Here is an 18,002-nt window from a genome sequence, read left to right on the forward strand (position 1 = left end):
GATAATTGGTTCAAACCATAAATTTGAGTTGTATTTTTTGTAATTTTCCACTTGCTTTTCCCTTTTTTGGGATATCTAACCCCGACTTACCTTCCTTTTGCTTAATCTCAAATTCGTGGAAGTTCTGTCATTCCGATAATTATATGATAGTTGATTCTGATAAACCTTTTCAGATAGTTTATTCAATATACAGCCATGAGTTCCTTGGGCTCCTTATTGAATCTTTTGTAGTACAGATAGATCCTCAAGGAAGACTTTCTTTGGCTTATCAAAATATAAGTTCTGCCAATGCCAGCGAATTTGATTCTGGATTGAATAAGGCAGATTATGATTTGATAAAAATCATGGATTCGATGAATCCTGAAGTGGTAGTGAAGCCTTTTATTAAACGTGGCAATATTCGCCCCAAGCAATATCTGGCTAAGATTTTTGACCCAAAAACTGAAGACAAAAAGACACAGGATGCTATTGAGGAAGTGATCGAGAAGAAGCGTTCGAAAATAATGCCTTTGCTCATAGGCAAGAGACTTTTTGAAATGGGTAGTGATGGAAATCCCGTTTGGAGAGAGATAGTTGTGAACGCCGAGCGTGCTAGTGTACTATTTCATTTCCACAAAAACGAAGAAAACACACATTATTGGCCTACAATCAAATTCAAAGGAGAGAAACTTGACTGGCAATACAAAAATGGCTACTTCATAAGTAATGATCCTGGCTGGTTGGTAGTACAAGGTCAGCTTTTTCACTTTGAGAAAGGAATTGATGGGAGGAAACTCAAGGCTTTTTTGAACAAGAAATTTATTGTTATCGACAAGCGAATTGAGCCAAGTTATTACCGCGGCTTTATGGCTAATTTGATTTCGCAATTTGACGTAGAGTCAGTTGGTTTTGATATAAATATAGAGCGCGGTACACCAGAGGTTTTTATTAACATCAGTGATTTGCCTGGAGGCTCGGGGAAGAATCTTTTTGGTGAAGATGGAGAGAAGTTGGAGGAAGATAAAATCGTTTTTGAGCTTCGGTTCAAATATGGAAGCATTGATTTTCCTGTTCAGACACCAAGTTCTGAAAAACATGGAGCTTCTGTGAGACTGGAAGAAGGAGACGATAGTTACACATTCTATAAGACGATTCGCAGCACCCAAAAAGAGAAAGCATATCTGAAATTACTTCGAGATAAAGGACTTGAATTCAAAATAGGTAAAGATTCCTTGCCGAAGACTGAAGCCTTTGAGTGGATTGGAGAAAATGAGGATTTTCTGGATATTGAGAAAATAAAAATTGTTCAAAAACCGAATGCCAAAGGCAAGGTTTATAACATTGGTAAGGCACAGATTTCCATAGAAGTCAATGAAAATATTGATTGGTTTGATGTCAAAGCACTGATCAAATTTGGGATTTATCTGGTACCATTTGCGAAGCTGAGAAAGCTTTTGCTCCAAGGTAAAACAGAGTTTGAATTGCCAAATGGTGAGATTGCTGTGATTCCATCTTCATGGTTTGTGAATTACTCTGAGCTTTTCAACTTCATGGAAGACCGTGGAGATGAAAACTCAATGGTTTTGCGCAAGCATCATTTGGCTCTGGCCAGAGAGATGGAGATCGGCAATCTTGTCCAAGTTACTTTGAGTAGGAAGCTGGAAAGACTTAGAGATTTTGAATCTATTGAAGAATATACATTGCCAAGTGGTTTTGAGGGAACATTGCGCCCTTACCAGCATGCTGGTTATAATTGGCTTAGATTCCTCAATGAGTTTAAATTCGGTGGTTGCTTAGCAGATGATATGGGTTTGGGTAAAACTGTCCAAACACTCGCTTTGCTAGCACATGAAATGGAGGATAATCCAGGATTAACTTCACTCTTGGTGATGCCTACTTCTCTGATTTATAACTGGGAGCTTGAAGCAAAAAAGTTTACTCCAGAATTGAAAATCCTCGTTTATTCAGGTACTCAGCGTATCAAAGATCCGTGGAGATTTGGAGATTATGACTTGGTGCTGACATCTTATGGGATTACCAGATTGGATATAGAAGTGCTTAAAGGCTTCTATTTCAATTATATTATTTTGGATGAATCACAAGCCATCAAAAACCCCGGAAGTAATATTGCGGCAGCTGTAAATCAACTCAAGAGTAAGCAAAAATTGATTCTGACTGGTACCCCTGTGGAAAACAGTACGATGGATCTTTGGTCTCAAATGAATTTCATTAACCCAGGATTACTTGGCAATCAGAATTCGTTTAAGAAGCAGTTTTTGTTGCCTATTGAAAAGCAAGGGGATATGGAAAAATCCGCCAAGCTTCATGCGATGATCAAGCCATTTATCCTGAGAAGACTGAAATCACAAGTAGCGACAGACCTGCCAGAAAAAATCACAAACGTGAAGTACTCTGATATGACAGCTGCTCAAGAGGAGGTTTACGAGGAGGTGAAAAGCTATTATAGAGAAAAAATTATTTCTGATATACAAAGCACAGGTAGGAACAATCAGCAATTCACATTACTACGTGGACTTACCCAGCTTCGTCAAATTGCCAATCACCCAAAATTAGTCAGAGATGACTACGAAGGAGAATCAGGTAAGCTAGAAGATGTGACATACATGCTTCAGTCTACGATATCGGAAGGACATAAAGTGCTTGTTTTCAGTCAATTTGTAAGGCATCTCGGAATCGTGAAAGAATATCTCGAGAAAGAGGGAATTTCATATGCTTACCTCGATGGTACTACTAAAGACCGCCAGGCTCAGGTAGAGAAATTCCAGGAAAATGAAGATATCAAGGTGTTCTTGATTTCCCTGAAAGCAGGTGGCGTAGGTCTAAATCTGACCAAAGCAGAATATGTCTTCTTACTTGATCCATGGTGGAATCCAGCTGTGGAGGCTCAGGCCATTGATAGAGCGCATAGAATCGGACAAGAAAATAAGGTCATCATCTATAAATTCATCACTCGTGGAACTGTGGAGGAAAAAATCATGGCACTTCAGGATCGTAAGCTAGCACTTGCGGGCGAGCTGATTAATACGGAAGAGAGCTTTATGAAGAGTCTCGGTCAAGATGATATTGCCGCATTGTTGGATTAAAAAACTTCGATTTATTGAAAAAGGGCAGAACCATAAATTCTGCCCTTTTTTTATTGAATTGATAGTCAAAGGTATAGAGAATTGTCACATTTAATTAACCATAAATTCTTATTGAAACTTTGTCAATAGCCCAAATATTTTTCTAAATTAAATCATATAGTACCACTACAATACCTGCGCATGCCTAGAGCCAAGTCCGATAAAGATCGGAAAATCTTTGTGCTGGATACCTCCGTGATCCTTTACGCACACAACTCCATAATGAACTTTGCCGAGCACGATGTGGTCATCCCGATCACGGTGCTGGAGGAACTTGATCAATTCAAGAAAGGCAATGATACCAAGAATTTTGAAGCCCGTGAATTCATCCGATTGCTGGATAAACTGTCACAGGATCATATGATTCACAATTGGACTCCGTTGAACGGGAAGACCAAGGGGAATTTTAGGGTGCTGATGAATCCAGAAAATCAGATCAATGCCAATGAAATTTTTGGCGAGGAGAAAAACGATCACAAGATTCTAAACTGTGCTTTGCACCTCAAGCAGCACGAAAAAGGCAGAAAGGTTATCTTGGTCAGTAAGGATATTAACCTCCGCTTAAAGGCCAAATCCATTGATTTGCTGGCAGAAGATTATGAAACTGGTAAAATCAAGAATATTGTTGAGCTCGAAAATACGGGGAAATATATTCTTGATAATATAGATCCAGAGCATATCAACAAACTTTATGATCAAGGATATATAGAAGCAAAAACTGTCCTAGGAACGCGAAAGAGGAAGTCCAATGCTTATTATATTTTAAAAAGTGATAAAAATTCTGTTTTAGCTTATTACAATTCTGAGGAAAGCATACTCGAGCGAGTTGATAAAAAACTTGCCTATAATATTAAACCAAAGAATGCTGAGCAAACTTTTGCACTCCACGCGATCACAAATCCAAATATCCGCTTAGTTTCTATCCAAGGAGTAGCTGGTACAGGTAAGACCTTGCTGGCTTTGGCGGGAGCTTTGGAGCAAAGAAGAGAGTATAAGCAGATTTTCTTGGCTAGACCGATTGTTCCATTGAGTAATAAGGACATCGGCTATTTGCCAGGAGACATTAAGTCAAAGTTGAATCCGTATATGGAACCACTTTGGGACAATTTGAAATTCATCCAAAATCAATATAAGGAAACGGATAAGGAGTTTCAGAAGATCACAGAGTTGGTGAATCAGGAGAAACTCGTTATTCAGCCATTGGCTTATATACGTGGTCGCTCTCTGTCTAATATCTTCTTTATCGTAGATGAAGCACAGAACCTAACTCCTCACGAGATCAAGACGATTATCTCAAGAGCGGGAGAAAATACCAAAATCATCTTCACTGGTGATGTCTTCCAGATCGATACACCTTACTTGGACTCCCAGTCGAATGGCTTATCCTATTTGATTGATCGGGTAAAAGATCACCCGCTTTATGCGCATATTAAACTGGAAAAAGGGGAACGCTCGGAGCTGGCTAATCTTGCAAACGAGCTTTTATAAGCCTTTATTTATTTGTTAAAAAAGCTCCATTTGGAGCTTTTTTACTTTAACCGCTAGCTGCAATAATGTGTAGATGATATTTTTTTGAACTAAAGAGCTACGCTTTTGGGATAAGTGTGAAAATTTAATCATTTCTGTAACCTACCCGTCATGAAATAAATGTTCATCTCTGGGTTACTGGTGTTCGTTATCGTACATGGAATTAAACAATTTTTAATTTAAAATATTGATTATTAAGTACTTGTGATTTTGGGTCACTTTTTGGCATATAGAGAATATAGAAATTAAACCAACTTATTACTGCCATGATAACTTCACTATTTTCCCAGAAAAACATTTGTGCTGCATTGGGCTTCGTAATGGCGATTACCATAGTTTGGAAAGCTAAAGTAGAGACAAATCTTACACAGCATGCTGCCCTTATTGAATATACTGAACCAACTAACAATTTTGGCACATCATCTAATTCAGACGCTGGACAAGCCTATGAATTAAAAAAAATAAAGACCGAGCATTCGGTCCTTTGATAATCTAATTGGGTGAAAATCCCATAACGAATGCTCGTAAGGGTAGATTTGGTTGATTGGTTAATCAAAGAGGCGGGTAATAACCCGCCTTTTTTTAGCTTTCTGTGATGGTACTTAATTTCGCGAGGAAACTATTATAGTATTGTCGGCCTACCTGCACAATTACTCCCGAGTGAAGTGTGATTTCTTTAGTATTAAAACTTTCTATTTGTCCTAGATGTACAATAAAAGATTTTTGTACTCTAAGGAAAAACTGAGAAGGAAGGATTTCTTCGATTTCCTTCATTGATTTTCGGATATGGTAATCCCTATTTTTAGTGAAAATAGTCACCATATTCCCATTAGCTTCTATATAATAAATATTATCATAAGAAACTCGCTCAAAAGCGTTGTCAGCTTTAATGAATACAGCATCAGTCACTAGATAAGGACTGTCATTTGATGTATTAACAGCAGCTACTTCACTTACTGGCTTTGTTCTCTTATTATAGAGAACAATCTCTACGATAGCATGAATATCATTTGTATTGAATGGCTTAACAATAAATCCAGCTGGATTTATTCGCTTTGCTCTTTCAATAATGGTAGGATCTGAATAAGAAGTCACATACACCAGTGGTGCATCCACCATTTGTTTTACGATTTCTCCAAGCTCTATTCCATCTTTATCTCCTTTGAGTTTGATATCCATAAATATCAAATCAGGACGATATTTCTTGATGATTTTAATACACTGATTTGCAGAATTAGCGATGTCCGTGTTGACATATCCCAGGAGTTCTAATATTTCCTGAATATTTTCTGCGATGCTGACATCGTCTTCGACGATTAAAATCCGCTCTTCTTTCATAAGATTGTGGCAGACGTTGCGTTTTGTGGTGAAAAGTAATTTTTCATGCTATAAAAGCAATTACTTTCTATTTACACAAATTATCATTGATAATCAAATGCTTTTTATTGGATATGAAATTTTTTAGAGGCTCATCATTTCTTTGAATCGTGCAGCCTGTCTTCTACTGACCTCAATTCTGTCACCTCCTCTAAGCGTGACTACAAGTCCACCATTAAACCAAGGCTCTATCCCCTCTACCCAGCCTAGGTTGATGATATGTTTTCGACTTGCACGAAAGAATGATTTTTCGTCCAGACGCTCGTCCAGTGCATTTAGAGATTTGTGTATCATTGGCTTAAAGTTGTCAAAATACACTTTAATATAATTACCATCAGACTCAAACAAACGAACGTTGGAAAGCCTTACAAACCAGCATCTATCTCCGTCTTTGACGAAAACTTGGTCGTCTAGCGTAAGCTTCTTTTGGCTATTAGAGGTTGATGTTTCTTCACTTTTGGAATAACCATCTACTTTCCCTTGAAGCTTGGTGATTGCCTCCTCAAGACGCTTTGGCTCAATTGGTTTCAGTAGATAATCCAGCGCATTAACTTGAAATGCTTTCAAAGCATATTCATCATAAGCGGTAGTAAATATCACATGAGGGACATTATCCAATTCTTCTAATAGCTCAAATCCGGTTTTTTCAGGCATTTGGATATCTAGAAAAATGACATCAGGGTTTAATTGATCAATTTTTTCTTTGGCATCATCTACGTTTACCGCTTCGCCTACTACTTCTACACTTTCTAGTTGATTTAAAAGAGTGATCAGCTCTTTACGTGCTAATCTTTCATCATCAATTACAATGGCTCGCATTTTTGTTGAGTTTGTTATTTGAATGTAACTTTTTGTTTCGGAATTTTTATTTCAGTAATAACGAATTGTATTCCTGAGTTGAAGATACGGAAGCTTGCTTTATCCCCATATATTAACTTAAGTCTTTGTACAGTATTACTTAGCCCGTGACCTTGCTCATCATCAAAGTTCAATGAAGGCTGATGTGTGAGTTGACCACTATTTTTGACTTGAATATATAAATCATCGTGCAAACCTTCCCTACACTTGATTTCAATCTCTCCGCCTTTCACCAGATTTGAGATGCCGTGCTTAATGCCATTTTCCACAATGGTTTGCAGCATCATGGGAGGAATTTTATAACTATACGATTCATCCTCAATATGATATACTACCTTCAGCCTTTCCTCAAAACGAATAGATTCAAGTTCTAAATAGTCCTTTACGGTATTAAGTTCCTCGCCAAATTCAATGGTTTGTTTTTTGTCCATCATCAGGGAAAAGCGTAGCATATTCGAGATTCTGGTGATGGCAGTTTTTGCTTTGATAGGATCTTCATCAACCAAGGCTCTCACGCTATTGAGCGCATTGAAAATAAAATGCGGATTAAGTTGGCTTTTGAGGTGGTTGAGCCTTATTTCGTTGATTTTAGCCTCGTATTTCAACGTAGTATTGTAATTATCTAAAAAGTGTACTAAGAAATACATTACAAACCATAATGCAAACAATAGACTTGCCTGAAATATATTGGCCAGTATCACTAATATTTTGAAATCTTCTGCAGGATTAAGTGTTCCAAAGGCAATATTGATTAATATCTGCGCTACTATATTAACAAAAGATAGTGCGATGATTGCCAGAAAAGATTGGAATAAAAGCTGAGGAATGCTAAGCTTAAACCAGTTGTAGGTTTTTATTATATAACGTAGAAAATGAGTAGAAATAAGGTTAGTTGCTGCGAAGACTATAAATGCCCAAATTTGAACGGAGGTAACACCTTGGGAAAGATCTGCCAAAAAGATACTCAATAAGGCAAACCCTCCCCATCCAAGTATCTGTAAAAACCAATAGAGCCTTATTCTGTTCATAATCGCCCAAAGATAAATAACGCAGTTGTCCCCTCTTTTTTAATTTGATAAAAGGAGGATACCCTTGATTATTCCCCTTGTTAGCTATTTAATTCCATTTTAAGAAATTTACCTGTGTAGCTTTTAGCGTTGGCAGCTACTTTTTCAGGAGTTCCCTGAACCACGATTGTTCCACCCTTGTTTCCTCCTTCAGGCCCCAAATCCACAATGTAATCTGCCATTTTGATCACATCCATATTGTGTTCGATGATCAAGACGGTGTTGCCTTTTGCTACTAACCCATTTACCACAAGCATCAATAATTCAATGTCTTGAAAATGGAGCCCTGTAGTTGGCTCATCAAGTATATAGAACGTCTTTCCCGTATCTTTTTTGGAGAGCTCTGTTGCTAATTTGACCCGCTGAGCTTCTCCTCCAGAAAGTGTGGTGGCATGCTGCCCGAGGGTAATATAACCCAAACCCACGTCATTTAGCGTCTTTATTTTTCTGAGGATTTTTGGCAGTTTATCGAAGAATTCTACCGCTTGTTCCACAGTCATATCGAGTACATCAGAAATTGATTTTCCTTTGTACCGGATCTCCAGCGTTTCCCGATTATAACGTTTTCCTTTGCAGGTTTCACATGGCACATGTACGTCTGGGAGAAAATCCATTTCAATCAGCTTCATTCCCGCACCTTCACAATCCTCGCATCTTCCTCCCTTTACATTGAAAGAAAATCGTCCAGGTTTGTAGCCTCTTATTTTGGCTTCCGGAAGTTCAGTAAAAAGTGTCCGGATATCAGAAAACACGCCTGTGTAAGTGGCGGGATTAGAGCGAGGGGTTCTGCCTATAGGAGATTGATCCACTTCGATTACCTTATCCAAATGCTCCAGCCCACTTACACTTTTGTGAGGCATTGGATTTTTCTTAGAATGGTAAATGTACTGATTTAGGATAGGATAAAGAGTCTCATGAATCAAGGTACTTTTTCCACTTCCTGAAACTCCCGTGATACAAATCAATGTGCCCAAAGGAAGATTGAGATCGATATTCTTGAGATTGTTACCAGTTGCTCCTTTAATGAATAGTGCTTTTTCTGTCCCCTCTCGTCGTTCTTTTGGGATTGGTAATCCAATCTTTCCTGCAAGGTATTTTGCGGTAAGCCCTTTTGTTTGTAAGATTTCGGCCGGGGTTCCATCTGAAACAATATGCCCTCCATGCCGTCCAGCACCTGGCCCCATATCTAGTATATAATCTGAAGCCAGCATCATGTCTTTATCATGCTCCACTACCAAGACTGAGTTACCCAGATCTCTTAAGCTTTGAAGAGCTTGAATCAACTTTTCATTGTCACGTTGATGTAGTCCAATACTTGGTTCATCCAGAATATAGAGCACGCCGACTAACTGTGTGCCTATTTGCGTAGCTAGTCTAATTCGCTGTGCTTCACCACCCGAAAGTGTCCGAAGGGGTCTATTGAGCGATAGATAATCTAACCCTATATCGAGAAGAAAACCGATTCTTTTCCGAATCTCTTTTAAGACTTCCGCTGCAATTACATTTTGTTTTTCCGAAAGTCTTGTTTCTAAACCTTCAAACCATTCCCCCAATGAACGAATGTCCATCATGGCTAATTGGCCAATGTGAGTTTGGTCTATTTTAATGTGTAAGGCCTCTTGCTTAAGTCTATAGCCATGACAATCTGGACAGGTCTGCGTAATAGTGAATTCACTTACCCAATCCTGGATTTTGTCTGAACTGCCCTCCTGATACTTTTTCAAAAAGTTAATAATGCCTTCGAAAGTAGTATGCCATTTGGTTCCTGGGTGTTTAACAGAATCGACAGCTACTTCTATTTTGTCTCCGCTAAGTAAGATTTCAACCACCTTTTCTGGCAGATCCTTAATTGGTGTACTCATACTGCACTTGTAGTGCTTTAGAATAGCTTCTATTTTCTTAAAAATCCAAATATCCCGGTATTCACCAAGAGGTGCTATTCCTCCTCTGGTAATACTAAGTTTTGGATCTGGAATAATGCTCTCGCGAGTGATTTCTTCGGTAATCCCAAGCCCATTACAAGTAGGACATGCTCCGTATGGACTATTGAAAGAAAATGTATTTGGCGCAGGTTCTTCGTAAGAAAGCCCTGTCTCAGGATCCATCAGGTATTTCGAGAAGTGATGAATCTCCCCCTCTTCATCGCGAATCATAATGACTCCTTTACCATGCTGTAGCGCAGATTTCAGCGATTGAGTGATGCGAAAACGGTCAGATTCTTCAGCTACGATTCGGTCAATTACTATCTCAATATCATGGATCTTGTATCGATCCACTTGCATTTTGGGCGCCATTTCCATCACCACTCCATCTACGCGCACTTTAGAGAATCCCATTTTACGGATTTGCTCAAAAAGCTCTCGGTAATGTCCCTTTCTTCCTTTTACTACTGGGGCAAGAATGTAAAGTTTTTTGTTTAAAAAGTTAGTAAACAGCAAATCAATGATCTGATCTTCTGTTTGGCGGACCATTTTTGTACCTGTCAAATAGGAATACGCTTCGCCAGCTCTTGCATAAAGCAATCGCATGAAATCGTAAATCTCTGTGACTGTGCCTACAGTAGAGCGAGGATTTTTGGAAGTGGTTTTCTGTTCGATGGCTATCACGGGAGATAACCCGTTGATTTTGTCCACGTCAGGACGCTCCATACCCCCTAGAAATGATCTTGCGTAAGCAGAGAACGATTCCATGTAGCGGCGTTGGCCTTCGGCATAGATGGTATCAAAAGCCAATGAGCTCTTGCCGCTACCGCTTAGGCCTGTAATTACCACAAGCTTATTCCGGGGAATCTTTAGGTCTAGGTTTTTAAGATTATGCTCTCGGGCTCCAAAAATCTCTATGTATTCTTCCTGAGCAGAAGTGGCTTTACTCATAAATCGGCGGGCAATTTTGAAACGGCAAAGGTACGAATTTTCAGCTGGACAAGGCAGCAAAATCCAAAGAGTATAACCAGAGAAAATAGGATTGGTTCAATAAGTATCTTGGTACACGTTAGAGTATTTCTTCTATTATTATTCAGGTAGAAGTATTTCATAACTTTTACCTCGTTTAATGTTCAAATCTTCATCTCGAAGCCAAGGATTATAAAGTTTCAGATCCTTATATGTACTCCCATGTTGCTTAACCCAATTTGCGAGATTTTTAATGTCTGAATCAACTTGAATCGCCCTGAGACTAGGGTTTTTATAAAAATCTGACTCTCTCAGATGAAACCCAAACTTGCCCGGATTTTCGAAAATCACTTTGAAAGCTAATATTCTGAACAAATACCTACTTGTCTCATCATTTAGGTACAAATCGTAATAGTTCTTGGTCAATTGATCTTCTTGTCTTCTCGAAAATCCTGATTGCCCCATATTATAGCTGGCAGCTACAGCTGTCCAATCTCTAAATCTAGCATGTGCTTTATTAAAGTATTTAGAGGCAGCGAATGTGGCCTTTTCGAGATGGTATCTTTCGTCTACATCATTTGTGATTTCTAATCCATATTCCTTGCCTGTCGATTCCAATATCTGCCAAAAACCCTTTGCACCAGCTGAGGAGGTCACATTCATTAAGGCAGATTCTGCCATCGCGAGGTATTTGAAATCATCTGGAATGCCGTTTTCTTCCAGCATTTTCTCTATTTCGGGAAGGAATTTGCTTGAGCGCTTCATCAGCAAAATCATGTTGGATTGCCAATAGGCGTTCACATAGATTTCTCTCTCTAATCGTTCTTTAACATCTTCTATCTCCAATGGAACCATTTCCCCTGCAAATGTCAATTCTTTTGGAAGGTCAAAAAGGCGAACAGAGTCTCTAGATGCTAGTGGCATAGATTGTAGCATTTGAACATTTGCTACGCTAGGTTCTGTAGTTAGCTCTTTGGGAGTTTTCCAAATCGCATATCCCGACATTGCCAGGCAGAGAACTACTAAGATGTACAGGGCAATTAGGTGAAATCTATTCATTTACTAAAGATACGTTTCTAAACAGCAACCGGTCGGTTTGGCTAGTGAAGGAGATTAGAAATTTGGGCTGAGCAAATATTTATTGTAGAATTCATCTATCACTTTCACAGCCTCAGTTGCATCTTCTACAACGGAGAAAAGCTCTAGATCCGCTTCATTGATGTAGTGGTGAGTCAGCAATGTTTTTTTGATCCAATCTACCAATCCTTCCCAGTAAGATTTACCTACGAGTACTATAGGGAATCTTCCGATTTTATTGGTCTGAATTAATGTCAAGGCTTCAAAAAATTCATCCATCGTTCCGAAGCCCCCTGGAAGCACTACAAATCCTTGGGAATATTTGATAAACATTACTTTGCGAACGAAAAAGTAATCAAAGGTCATCAGTTTATCACGATCAATGTAAATGTTATCAAACTGCTCAAAAGGCAATACGATATTCAAACCAACTGACTTTCCTCCTTCGGAATGTGCTCCTTTATTACCTGCTTCCATGATTCCGGGACCACCGCCTGTAATGACTCCATAACCATGGCGAACAAGTTTGGCGGCAATATCCTCGGCCATTTTATAGTGATGGTGATCTCTAGGTGTTCGAGCAGAGCCAAAAATTGAAACGCAAGGACCGATTTTAGCCAGCTTTTCAAATCCCTCTACAAACTCAGACATGACCTTAAAAATCACCCAGGAATCTGCACTTTTTATTTCACTCCAATCCCGCTCCTTGAATGCGAGGCGGATTTTATCTTCTTCATTTTGATTATCTAGATTACTCATATCCTTCTTTTTATTAAAGAAAACGATCTCTTTGCTGAAATGGACGCTGTATTCCCTACTATTCAGTTGATAGAATGTTAAATGGCTGACTCTCAATATAAAAAAATAGTGACTTATTGGAATCAATCAACTGAGTCTGGTGTATTTTTGCAGCCTATTTGAAAAAAGAGATGAATCTCGCTGAAAAATCTCAAGCTACGCTGAACGTGTTTGGTGAGCTAGAGTCAGAAACAAAACAATTTGTATCTGAGAGTGGATTAAGCTGTGTGTCTGGATGTGGCTTTTGCTGCGCAAATCCAAAAGTCCCTGCTTCCCCGCTGGAATTCCTTCCATTGGCCTTTGACCTTTACTACAAAGGCATTGCCGAATCAACATTGACTTTGCTTGAAGGTAAAGATGAGGGTGCTAGCTGTGTCATGTATAGATCACAGTCAGCTGATGGAACCAAAGGATTTTGTGGTAACCATAGTAACAGAGGCATGATCTGCAGGTTGTTTGCCGCATCTGCGCGTAGAACCAAATATGGCAAAAAAGACCTCATTATCTGCAAAGTATTGAAGGAAGAGAAAGCCGAAGACTACCTAAGAACAAGCGAAAGAATAAATACAGACATGGATATTCCGCTGGCAACTGCCTTTTATTCCCGTCTGGAAGAGATTGACCAGTCCCTCTGCCAACAGTTCACTATAAATGAAGCTATTGCATTTGCATTGGAATTAGTTTTGAGATATAAATTCTATCAGGAGCAGGAAGTTGATGTGATTGCATAATTTTTTTGCTCCTGCCAATTGGAGTATATTGTACCATATTATTACAAGGGTAACGTTTCACAAATTTTTAATTATGCTAAAAATCGGAGAAATAATACAGACTGTCAGAGGGATAGTAGAGACCAAGGTAGATATGGTCAAACTGGAAATACAGGATCAGGTAGCTGGTATATTAACCAGGATGATATTTCTGATTTTGATGGGAGGAAGTCTCCTCTTGGTTTTATTGTTTTTGAGCCTGTCTTTGGCTTTTTTCCTGAGCCAATATTTTGAATCTCCTCACATGGGCTTCCTGTTAGTAGGGTTACTTTATCTGGCTATATTATTGATTTTATATCTGTTGAGAGATCATGATCCTACAGAGGAAAAAATGCAGAAAGGTTTGAAAGGGTTTATTTTCAGAGTTAGAATTTTTAAAAAACGTCGAGAAAATGAATAAGGACTTGGTGAAAAAAGAAGAGGAATTAGAGCAGACGCTCGCTAGACAGGTAGAACTTTTTAAAGCTGAATCCGGAGATTGGCTAAAAATTGGTGGTGTTGTTTTAGTAGGTGGATTGATCACTTTATTCATCATCAAATCCCGCAATAAGCGCAAAGACAAGAAAACGGAGGAGGCTATGGCAGTTCTCGCGAGAGAAGGTTTGCTTACCAGGGAAATTGAGAAAAAGCTCACTGAGGGTTCCCGATCTGGGTTTTGGCCAAGTATGGGTCAAAGACTCTTGATTTTGGGACTTGCTTTTGCCAAGGAGAAATTTCTTCCTAACCTATTTGATACTCAGCCGGACGATGCCAAGGAACAGAGTCAGTAAGATTTTAAAAGAGCTTCATACTTCTGGAAGAAAAGGATTGGCTTGGCTGGTTGACCCGGACAAGTTTAATAACCCGGACCTTTTTGAGACAGAATATAATTGGGTTAAGGATTCCTGTTTAGATTTAATTTTTGTGGGTGGAAGCCAACTTAGCCGTGATAATTTCCGGGAAGTAGTAATTGCAGTCAAGAAAATTGCTGGAGAAATTCCAGTAGTAATTTTTCCAGGTTCTCAGATGCAGCTAGCCGAAGAGGCAGATGCTATTTTATTCCTTTCATTGATATCAGGAAGAAACCCAGAATACCTCATAGGCCATCAAGTGTTAGCAGCACCCATAGTGAAGAAAATGAAATTGGAGGCCCTTCCAACAGCTTATATGCTAGTAAATGAGGGCGAAATCACCAGCGTGCAATATGTCAGTCAAACACTTCCATTACCAAATTCCAAACCTAACTTAGCTAAAGCTACAGCTCTTGCAGGGCTCTATTTGGGGATGAAATATTTTTATTTGGATGCAGGAAGCGGAGCTAAATCTCCAGTGTCTGGAGAAGTGATAAAATCCGTAAAGTCGGTGACCAATAATCCAATTATAGTGGGAGGTGGACTAGATTCGTTGGATAAAGTAAAAACTGCCTATAAAAGTGGTGCTGATCTACTAGTGGTTGGTAACGCTATAGAAAAAGACCCCAGTTTTTTGGCTGAGGTCTTAGATTATAAAGTGCTTTTGAATTTGTCTTTAAACGTTAATTAAAGACTCTCTTCTTCTCATTTTACCAGCAGGAACTCCGTACATCATCTTAAATCTACGGCAGAAATAAGCGGTGTCTTTGTAGCCTACTTCCTTTCCAATATCTCGAATTGATTTTTTCGTAGTTCTTAAAAGCTCTACAGCGGCTTCCATTCGTTGGTATTCTATGTAATCTTGGGGATTGATACCCGTCAGCATTTTGAAATACTGTCCCACATAATCTTCAGATACATTAGCCACCTTAGCAAGAATCTTATTCGACAAATCCCCACCCAAGTTGGTCTTGATGAAATTGAACAAATCAATCAGGCGAGGGTCTTTGAAATAAGTAGCATTTGTGGAAAGCTCTTCTAAAAACAATCTGTTTTTTAGAATATGACGAAGAAGTTCGATTACGAGTAGTTCTGTAAGAGATTTTAATGCTCTTTCTTTTCCCACATTACTCACTTCTACTTCCTTCATTAGATCCTCAACTATAGTAGCCAACCGATCATTAAAACGGATAATAAATGGAGGAATATCTAGCGAATTAAAAAAATTAACAACATCAAAGACTTTTGACTCAAATCCAAGAATGGAAATACAGTCATCTTCTGTGCTCTTTATATCTCTGAAGCTTATATTCTGCAGATACTTTTTCTTATTCTCCTGAAATTGATCTTTAGTTATTTCTCCTTTTTTTGAACCACTGCTCAATGTAAGCTTGGTCTTTTGTTCAGCAGGGAGGAAAAGCACCTCTCCTTCATTAAGTAGCTCTTGATCTTCACCAAACTTGAGCGTACCATGGTGAAGTAAAATCAGTGTATTATCCGATTCAGAATAATCATTCACTGAAATAGGTTTTTCTATTCGGAAATTATTTCCTCTAATAAACCTAACATTGACTGATTCGATTACCTTGTTGTAATATTCCATGAATAAGTATTAAAAAAACAGAATAACAAAAATATAATTTTTCTAACGAATATTCACGGATTTTTTCTACATGATGTTAAAAAAATAAAAAAAGGCATAGTTTTATTTCACTATACCCCTTTTTTGAGCAAAATAATTACTACCTGAGGATGCCTCTAGATATGACTATTTTTTGAATCTCTGAAGTCCCTTCATAAATCTGTGTGATCTTCGCATCTCTCATCAGGCGTTCTACATGATATTCTCGTACATATCCGTAGCCTCCGTGTATTTGAACGGCTTCAATACTTACATCCATTGCAACTTGTGAAGCGTATAGTTTTGCCATAGCAGATGCATGAGAGTAATCCTGTCCCTGGTCTTTCACCCATGCCGCTTTATACACCAAAAGTCTCGCAGCTTCTATAGTGGTTGCCATATCTGCAAGTTTGAACTGAATAGCTTGATGTTGACTAATCGGCTTGCCAAAAGTCTTGCGTTCTGTAGAATAAGCCAGGGCAAACTCATACGCTCCTGCTGCTATACCGAGGGCTTGTGCTGCTATGCCTATTCTTCCGCCATTCAACGTTTCCATGGCATATTTGAATCCAAAGCCCTCATCTCCAATTCTATTCTCCACTGGCACTTTCACATCTGTAAACATGAGCGAAGTAGTATCAGATGCTCTGATGCCCAGCTTATCTTCTTTGTGACCTGGCGTAAAGCCATCCCAACCTTTTTCTACGATAAAAACAGAGATGCCCTTATGTCCTTTACTTTGATCTGTTTGGGCAAAAACCAAGTACGTATCAGCTTTAGAGCCATTTGTAATCCAGTTTTTGGTGCCATTCAAGACATAATGATCGCCGTCAAAATAGGCTTCGGTTTTTTGCGAAGTGGCATCAGAACCTGCTTCTGGTTCGGATAACGCAAAAGCGCCAAGCTTTTGACCAGACGCCAGTGGCTTAAGATATTTCTCCTTTTGAGCTTCAGAGGCATATTTTTCCAATCCCCAGCAAACCAATGAATTATTTACAGACATTACTACGGATGCTGAAGCATCTATCTTAGATAATTCCTCCATTGCAATGACGTATGAAACAGTATCCATCCCGCCTCCACTGTACTTGGGATCGACCATCATTCCCATGAAGCCAAGTTCACCCATTTTTCTGATTTCCTCTGCAGGAAATCTACACTCAATATCCCGTTGGATCACACCTGGAAGTAGCTCATTTTTTGCAAAATCTCTCGCAGCTTCTTGTACGGCGAGTTGCTCTTCTGTTAATTCAAATTGCATAATATTCTATTTGGGTTTAGCTATCGGATAGGAATATATGGCAAAAAAAGAAGAGGGACAACGCTTGCCCCTCTTCCAGAATTTTATTTGATCTGTATCAATCCCGATTTCCAAAGAAGATGAAAATGTAATAGGCCAATGTCGCCATAGAAGCTAAAGCAGCCACCACATAAGTCATTGCAGCCCACTTCAAAGAATCTTTGGACATGGCATACTCATCAGGTGTCACGATATTTCTGGTCTTCACCCAAGCAAGTGCCCGATTACTGGCGTCAAACTCTACAGGCAATGTAACTATGGTAAAGAGAGTCATTATACTATAGGCACCTACCACTATAAAGCCGACCCATTCGTAAGGAAGCCCTAAGGCAAACCCGCCAAAAAGAGAAGCAATTAAAACTATATTCAGGATTTTTCCAGCGCTGTTTTGAAGTGGAACCAATGTGGATCTTAAATTCAACCAGGCATAGGAAGTAGCATGCTGTACAGCGTGGCCGCATTCGTGAGATGCTACTGCTGCTGCGGCAGCATTTCTTCCATAATACACATCCGGGCTTAGATTGACTGTTCTATTTTGAGGATTATAGTGATCTGACAGTTGTCCTTCCACAGAAAGAACTTGTACGTCAGAAATGTTATTGTCAGCAAGCATTAGCTTGGCTATTTCCGCTCCTGACAGGTTGGCTTTTAGAGCCACCTGAGAGTATTGCTTGAATTTGCTCTTGAGCTTTCTGCTCACCACAAATCCGGCAATTGCGAATACGACAACGATTAGAATAAGTATCATATGTTATTTTGTTTGC

General features: G+C 39.0%; 16 protein-coding genes. 7 read left to right on the plus strand and 9 right to left on the minus strand.

The window, feature by feature from the left end:
- Nucleotides 1-143 precede the first annotated feature (143 nt).
- The 3 genes from SYJ56_RS05280 (at nucleotide 144) to SYJ56_RS05290 (ending at nucleotide 5,137) form a co-directional block, all read left to right on the plus strand.
- Nucleotides 144-3,083, plus strand: coding sequence for a DEAD/DEAH box helicase (locus SYJ56_RS05280; protein ID WP_323832593.1), 2,940 nt, complete (start codon nucleotides 144-146; stop codon nucleotides 3,081-3,083).
- A 180-nt stretch (nucleotides 3,084-3,263) separates the two neighbouring features.
- Nucleotides 3,264-4,610 carry a PhoH family protein gene (locus SYJ56_RS05285; RefSeq protein ID WP_323832594.1) on the plus strand — a complete coding sequence of 449 codons (1,347 nt, stop codon included), beginning with the start codon at nucleotides 3,264-3,266 and terminating at the stop codon, nucleotides 4,608-4,610.
- Between the two features lie 305 nt (nucleotides 4,611-4,915).
- Entirely contained in the window at nucleotides 4,916-5,137 is a 222-nt protein-coding gene (locus tag SYJ56_RS05290; RefSeq protein ID WP_323832595.1) for a hypothetical protein, read from the plus strand.
- Between the two features lie 94 nt (nucleotides 5,138-5,231).
- On the opposite strand, the gene SYJ56_RS05295 is transcribed toward SYJ56_RS05290, so the two are convergent.
- The 6 genes from SYJ56_RS05295 to SYJ56_RS05320 all read right to left on the minus strand — a co-directional run bounded on the left by SYJ56_RS05295 (nucleotide 5,232) and on the right by SYJ56_RS05320 (nucleotide 12,678).
- Nucleotides 5,232-5,987 (minus strand): LytR/AlgR family response regulator transcription factor, encoded by a 756-nt coding sequence (locus SYJ56_RS05295; RefSeq protein ID WP_323832596.1) that lies wholly within the window; start codon nucleotides 5,985-5,987, stop codon nucleotides 5,232-5,234.
- Between the two features lie 123 nt (nucleotides 5,988-6,110).
- Nucleotides 6,111-6,845, minus strand: a complete 735-nt coding sequence (locus SYJ56_RS05300; protein WP_323832597.1) for a LytR/AlgR family response regulator transcription factor — start codon at nucleotides 6,843-6,845, stop codon at nucleotides 6,111-6,113.
- A 14-nt stretch (nucleotides 6,846-6,859) separates the two neighbouring features.
- Complete coding sequence (locus SYJ56_RS05305) at nucleotides 6,860-7,912, minus strand: sensor histidine kinase (protein WP_323832598.1); 1,053 nt, start codon at nucleotides 7,910-7,912, stop codon at nucleotides 6,860-6,862.
- Nucleotides 7,913-7,992: 80 nt separating this feature from the next.
- A complete protein-coding gene (uvrA, locus tag SYJ56_RS05310) occupies nucleotides 7,993-10,824 on the minus strand; it encodes an excinuclease ABC subunit UvrA (RefSeq protein WP_323832599.1) in 2,832 nt (943 codons plus the stop codon).
- 138 nt (nucleotides 10,825-10,962) lie between these two features.
- Entirely contained in the window at nucleotides 10,963-11,901 is a 939-nt protein-coding gene (locus tag SYJ56_RS05315; RefSeq protein WP_323832600.1) for a lytic transglycosylase domain-containing protein, read from the minus strand.
- A gap of 54 nt (nucleotides 11,902-11,955) precedes the next feature.
- Nucleotides 11,956-12,678: an LOG family protein gene (locus SYJ56_RS05320; RefSeq protein ID WP_323832601.1), complete on the minus strand. Its 723-nt coding sequence runs from the start codon at nucleotides 12,676-12,678 to the stop codon at nucleotides 11,956-11,958.
- 170 nt (nucleotides 12,679-12,848) lie between these two features.
- Here SYJ56_RS05320 and SYJ56_RS05325 point away from each other — a divergent pair, with 170 nt between their 5' ends.
- From SYJ56_RS05325 to SYJ56_RS05340, 4 genes are all read left to right on the plus strand, one after another.
- Nucleotides 12,849-13,448: a YkgJ family cysteine cluster protein gene (locus SYJ56_RS05325; protein WP_323832602.1), complete on the plus strand. Its 600-nt coding sequence runs from the start codon at nucleotides 12,849-12,851 to the stop codon at nucleotides 13,446-13,448.
- 73 nt (nucleotides 13,449-13,521) lie between these two features.
- Nucleotides 13,522-13,887 (plus strand): phage holin family protein, encoded by a 366-nt coding sequence (locus SYJ56_RS05330; RefSeq protein WP_323832603.1) that lies wholly within the window; start codon nucleotides 13,522-13,524, stop codon nucleotides 13,885-13,887.
- Nucleotides 13,880-14,257 carry a hypothetical protein gene (locus tag SYJ56_RS05335; protein WP_323832604.1) on the plus strand — a complete coding sequence of 126 codons (378 nt, stop codon included), beginning with the start codon at nucleotides 13,880-13,882 and terminating at the stop codon, nucleotides 14,255-14,257. Before SYJ56_RS05330 ends, SYJ56_RS05335 begins: the two co-directional genes overlap by 8 nt.
- Nucleotides 14,235-15,008, plus strand: coding sequence for a phosphoglycerol geranylgeranyltransferase (locus SYJ56_RS05340; protein ID WP_323832605.1), 774 nt, complete (start codon nucleotides 14,235-14,237; stop codon nucleotides 15,006-15,008). The genes SYJ56_RS05335 and SYJ56_RS05340 overlap by 23 nt, the downstream gene beginning before the upstream one ends.
- Here SYJ56_RS05340 and SYJ56_RS05345 read toward each other — a convergent pair.
- The 3 genes from SYJ56_RS05345 to SYJ56_RS05355 form a co-directional block, all read right to left on the minus strand.
- On the minus strand, nucleotides 14,994-15,920 hold the full coding sequence (locus tag SYJ56_RS05345) for a helix-turn-helix domain-containing protein (protein ID WP_323832606.1): 927 nt from the start codon (nucleotides 15,918-15,920) through the stop codon (nucleotides 14,994-14,996). The genes SYJ56_RS05340 and SYJ56_RS05345 overlap by 15 nt on opposite strands.
- A 139-nt stretch (nucleotides 15,921-16,059) precedes the next feature.
- The gene (locus SYJ56_RS05350) at nucleotides 16,060-17,199 is read right to left on the minus strand and encodes an acyl-CoA dehydrogenase (RefSeq protein WP_323832607.1); all 1,140 of its coding nucleotides are present in this window, start codon (nucleotides 17,197-17,199) and stop codon (nucleotides 16,060-16,062) included.
- Nucleotides 17,200-17,296: 97 nt separating this feature from the next.
- Entirely contained in the window at nucleotides 17,297-17,986 is a 690-nt protein-coding gene (locus SYJ56_RS05355) for a zinc metallopeptidase (RefSeq protein WP_323832608.1), read from the minus strand.
- Nucleotides 17,987-18,002 lie beyond the last annotated feature (16 nt).

Source organism: Algoriphagus aurantiacus, assembly GCF_035156405.1.
Taxonomy (GTDB): domain Bacteria; phylum Bacteroidota; class Bacteroidia; order Cytophagales; family Cyclobacteriaceae; genus Algoriphagus; species Algoriphagus aurantiacus.

Coding starts and splice junctions, on each gene's coding strand:
- SYJ56_RS05355 (WP_323832608.1), bottom strand. CDS start 17,986: ATGATACTTATTCTAATCGTTGTCGTATTCGCAATTGCCGGATTTGTG.
- uvrA (WP_323832599.1), bottom strand. CDS start 10,824: ATGAGTAAAGCCACTTCTGCTCAGGAAGAATACATAGAGATTTTTGGA.
- SYJ56_RS05320 (WP_323832601.1), bottom strand. CDS start 12,678: ATGAGTAATCTAGATAATCAAAATGAAGAAGATAAAATCCGCCTCGCA.
- SYJ56_RS05315 (WP_323832600.1), bottom strand. CDS start 11,901: ATGAATAGATTTCACCTAATTGCCCTGTACATCTTAGTAGTTCTCTGC.
- SYJ56_RS05290 (WP_323832595.1), top strand. CDS start 4,916: ATGATAACTTCACTATTTTCCCAGAAAAACATTTGTGCTGCATTGGGC.
- SYJ56_RS05345 (WP_323832606.1), bottom strand. CDS start 15,920: ATGGAATATTACAACAAGGTAATCGAATCAGTCAATGTTAGGTTTATT.
- SYJ56_RS05305 (WP_323832598.1), bottom strand. CDS start 7,912: ATGAACAGAATAAGGCTCTATTGGTTTTTACAGATACTTGGATGGGGA.
- SYJ56_RS05285 (WP_323832594.1), top strand. CDS start 3,264: ATGCCTAGAGCCAAGTCCGATAAAGATCGGAAAATCTTTGTGCTGGAT.
- SYJ56_RS05335 (WP_323832604.1), top strand. CDS start 13,880: ATGAATAAGGACTTGGTGAAAAAAGAAGAGGAATTAGAGCAGACGCTC.
- SYJ56_RS05295 (WP_323832596.1), bottom strand. CDS start 5,987: ATGAAAGAAGAGCGGATTTTAATCGTCGAAGACGATGTCAGCATCGCA.
- SYJ56_RS05340 (WP_323832605.1), top strand. CDS start 14,235: ATGCCAAGGAACAGAGTCAGTAAGATTTTAAAAGAGCTTCATACTTCT.
- SYJ56_RS05300 (WP_323832597.1), bottom strand. CDS start 6,845: ATGCGAGCCATTGTAATTGATGATGAAAGATTAGCACGTAAAGAGCTG.
- SYJ56_RS05280 (WP_323832593.1), top strand. CDS start 144: ATGATAGTTGATTCTGATAAACCTTTTCAGATAGTTTATTCAATATAC.
- SYJ56_RS05330 (WP_323832603.1), top strand. CDS start 13,522: ATGCTAAAAATCGGAGAAATAATACAGACTGTCAGAGGGATAGTAGAG.
- SYJ56_RS05325 (WP_323832602.1), top strand. CDS start 12,849: ATGAATCTCGCTGAAAAATCTCAAGCTACGCTGAACGTGTTTGGTGAG.
- SYJ56_RS05350 (WP_323832607.1), bottom strand. CDS start 17,199: ATGCAATTTGAATTAACAGAAGAGCAACTCGCCGTACAAGAAGCTGCG.